The sequence below is a fragment of the Neobacillus citreus genome (assembly GCF_018343545.2).
In the GTDB taxonomy this organism is placed as follows: Bacteria; Bacillota; Bacilli; order Bacillales; family Cytobacillaceae; genus Neobacillus; species Neobacillus citreus.
This window is the reverse complement of sequence record NZ_JAGYPE020000130.1, coordinates 1-3,131: the sequence shown is the minus strand read 5'-3', so window position 1 is coordinate 3,131 and position 3,131 is coordinate 1. Positions and strand designations below refer to the sequence as shown.

3 protein-coding genes are annotated in these 3,131 nt (G+C 41.8%); 2 read left to right on the top strand and 1 reads right to left on the bottom strand.

The window, feature by feature from the left end; translation table 11 throughout:
• Window positions 1-69: 69 nt before the first annotated feature.
• Window positions 70-1,656 (bottom strand): sigma-54 interaction domain-containing protein, encoded by a 1,587-nt coding sequence (locus KHB02_RS29460; protein WP_213143795.1) that lies wholly within the window; start codon window positions 1,654-1,656, stop codon window positions 70-72.
• A gap of 225 nt (window positions 1,657-1,881) precedes the next feature.
• Here KHB02_RS29460 and KHB02_RS29455 point away from each other — a divergent pair, with 225 nt between their 5' ends.
• Window positions 1,882-2,856 carry a proline dehydrogenase family protein gene (locus tag KHB02_RS29455; RefSeq protein ID WP_213143796.1) on the top strand — a complete coding sequence of 325 codons (975 nt, stop codon included), beginning with the start codon at window positions 1,882-1,884 and terminating at the stop codon, window positions 2,854-2,856.
• A gap of 69 nt (window positions 2,857-2,925) precedes the next feature.
• On the top strand, window positions 2,926-3,131 hold a 206-nt coding region (locus KHB02_RS29450), incomplete at its 3' end, for a hypothetical protein (RefSeq protein WP_241114202.1).

Below are 3,131 nucleotides of genomic sequence, written 5' to 3'. Positions count from 1 at the left end.
ACCGCCGTATACCGAACGGTACGTACGGTGGTGTGAGAGGTCGGGGGTTAGTCACCCCCTCCTACTCGATTATTTGTATGATTCTTGCAGACCATATTTTTTCAGTTTGTTATAAAGTGTCACGCGGGAAATTCCTAGCAATTTGGCAGCGGCCATTTTGTTTCCATAGGTTTTTTTCAGGGCTTGGATTAACTTTGACCGATCATCTGCGGGAACGTTGTCCCTTTCTTGGAGTGGCGTTTGATAATTCCGCATGATAAGGTCATTTGGCAGCTGGGCTGATGTGATGCGATTATCATCTGCCAGGATTACCAGTCTTTCAATCGTATTTTTCAGCTGGCGGATATTGCCTCTCCAAGGAGAATGCATGAAGGTTACCATCACCTCTGGGGCGATGTCAGGGATTGGCTTTCTATATTTATAGGCAGACTCTTTTAAAAATAATTGGACGAGTTCAGGCAAATCTTCTATTCGCTCACGGAGCGGCGGAATTGGAATCGTCACGACATTGAGGCGATAGTATAAATCCTCGCGAAACATTCCATCCTTGATTAGGATTTCCAAATCCCGGTTGGTGGCAGAGATAATCCGGACGTCGACGGGAATCGGCTGGGTGCCGCCAACCCGGTAATATTGTTTTTCTTGGAGAACGCGCAACAGTTTTACTTGAAGTTCCAGCGGCAGCTCTCCGATTTCGTCCAGGAACAAGGTGCCGTTTTTGGCCGTGTCAATTTTTCCTCGTTTGCCTTCCTTGACCGCTCCCGTAAATGCCCCTTTCTCATAGCCAAATAATTCGCTTTCAAACAGTGCTGCGGGGATGGCGCCGCAGTTGATCGCCACAAAAGGCCCATCGGAACGGGCACTCGCTTTATGAATGCCCTGGGCAAACAGTTCTTTTCCGACCCCGCTTTCCCCTGTAATCATCACAGTCGCATCGGTTTGCGCCACTTTTTTAGCCAGCGTAATCGCATCATTTATTGCCCGGCTTCTTCCTTTAATTTTATGAAAAGCATCCTCGATTTCTTTCGGCTCGATTTTACTTTCGAGGTCCTGAATATAGGCAGTGGTTGTGATTAATTCATCATTCAGCCTTACTATTTCGGTAATGTTACGTTCGACAGAAATGCCGCCAATCACTTTTTCCTCTGCCATGATCGGGAGTGTATTGATGAGTACGTGAACGCCTTCCTTGGGCTGGTTGTATTGTTGGAAGACTCCTTTGCCTTCATTTAACGTGGACATTAATACCACTGATTCCTTTTTAAAAAATTCGGTGATTTGGGCGCCAATGATTTTTTCGGCAGAGGTTTCATACAATTCCTCAGCCTTAGGATTCCAGGCAATGACTTTTCCAGCGGCGTCCACGACGGTAATGGCGTCATCAACGGTACGGAGGAAGGTTTGATATACCTTCGTGAGATTCTTCCATTCTTGAAAAATCGTTCTTATTAAAATGGCAATAGGTATGATACCTGCTGGATTCCCAGCCTCATCGATTAACACAATATCCTGGTTGAGCGCAAGAGACCCTAGATCAAGTTCGGAAAGTAAAGTATGGGCAGGAATTCTTTTCACTTCATCACTGACTTCATCACTGACTTTATCCTGCTCGAACGGAATGGAGAGAGAGTTTAGTGAGACTTTTTCTTTTAACATACCATCACCTTATACATTATTTAATAGTTTACAAAAGTGTTTATCTCTTTACACTTAGTTTACACTTTTGTACAAGATAATTGTACATAACTTTTAGAAGATGCAGTTTTTTTGAGGGGATTCTGCATTGGCATGATACTTGCATTATAAATAGGTACAAACAAAAACGGACTTTTTGTTGAAATAGCATGTTTGATGACAATCGGAAAATTGGAGGATCACACAATGGGACTAACTAGAGACTTTTTTATCTACCTTTCGCAAAATAAAGCTTTAAACAGCGGAGCTAAACGCTGGGGCTTGAAAATGGGGGCACAGTCGGTTGTTGCCGGTACAAACATTAAGGAAATGGTTGAAAGTGTCAAGGCTTTGAATGCTCATGGGATTTCCGCCACCATTGACAATTTGGGTGAATTTGTTTTTCAGAAAGAAGAGGCACTAGAGGCAAAGGAACAAATCCTAGCGGTAATTAAAGCTATACATGAAAATAACTTAGATGCTCATATTTCTCTAAAGCCTACCCAGCTTGGCTTGGATATTGAATACACGTTTTGCGTTGATAATCTAAGGGAGATTGTAGCGCTGGCCCATGAGTATAACATCTTTATCAACTTTGATATGGAGGATTATGGCCATCTTAAACCATCCTTTGACATCATTGATGAACTATCCGTGGACTATGATAATATTGGGACGGTCATTCAGGCTTACTTCTATGAATCTGAGGAAAATATCAAAAGATACAAGGACTACCGGTTACGAATTGTAAAAGGGGCCTATAAAGAACCTGAAAACTTAGCGTATCAGGATAAAAGGGAAATTGACCAGAACTATATCCGGCTCATCGAATACCACTTGCTGAACGGAAAGTTTACGTCTATTGCCACCCATGATCATCAGGTTATTAATCATGTAAAAGCGTTTGCCAAGAAACATCAAATTCCAAAGGATAAATATGAATTTCAGATGCTTTATGGATTCAGGAAGGACTTACAACTGGAGCTTGCCAAAGAAGGGTTTAACTTCTGTACCTATGTGCCATTCGGGAAGGATTGGTACGGCTATTTCATGCGCCGCCTGGCTGAGCGTCCGCAGAATTTAAATCTTGTGTTTAAACAAGTGTTTAATAAGAGAACCAACACCCTATTGGGAATTGGTGCAGGTGCGTTTATAGCTGGAAGAGTCAGCAAAAAAAATTAACCCAGTCATTCGTTCTATTAATATACTTGTATAATTTTTTATTTCATTAAAAGGAAGGAACGTAAAAGAATGGGTAACGGAATTTTCAAAATCCCAACACCTGCAAATGAACCTGGCAATACTTATGCTCCAGGTACAAAAGAACGGGAAACAATAAAAGCAGAATTACAACGTCAATCTGAAATTGTAGTCGATATTCCTGTGATTATTAATGGCGAAAATATAAAGACAGATACAGTGAAGCAAGTAGTTATGCCACATGATCATCAACATGT